Genomic DNA, 525 nt, shown 5'->3' with positions numbered 1-525 from the left:
GTGTGTCGCTGGAACGCCAGGGCAACCTCGTCGTTGGTGCTCCGGGGGGACATCGCACCGGCCTGGATGACCGTCAGGCTTCGAAGGGCGCCCGGGCGCGCCTGCTGCTGCGCATGCGGCATGACGGCCACGCGGCTGCCTTTCACGACATTCAATGCGGCGGCCGGCACGGCCATCGCGAGCCCGGCCTGGGGGCGGCCGAGGAAATAGCCCTGCCCGTACCCGATCTCCAGGTCGCGCAGCACGCGCAGGTCATCGCCGTTCTCGATGCCTTCAGCCACGAGTCGAGTGCCGAAGGCGTCGCCGATGGCGCGGATGGCGCGCACGACTTCCAGTTTCTCGGCGCTGGCGGCAATGCCTTCGGTGAAGAATCGGTCGATCTTGACGAAGTCCGGCTTCAGTTCGGTCCACAGTCGAAGGCTCGAATGACCGTTGCCGAAATCGTCCAGCGCCAGAAGCGCGCCCGTGGCATGGAGCATCTTCACGGCCTGGCGCAGCGCTGCGATGTCGCTCGCTGCCTCGTAC

1 protein-coding gene is annotated in these 525 nt (G+C 67.2%); it reads right to left on the bottom strand.

Annotated features, from left to right (window positions below; translation table 11 throughout):
- Positions 1–525: EAL domain-containing protein (locus AC1DTN_RS39140; RefSeq protein WP_477925629.1), on the bottom strand; the 525-nt coding region annotated here is incomplete at both ends.

The sequence above is a fragment of the Rhizobium sp. 01T444 genome (assembly GCF_056398305.1).
Note: the sequence above shows the minus strand (reverse complement) of the source record. Positions and strands in the feature narration are given on the sequence as shown.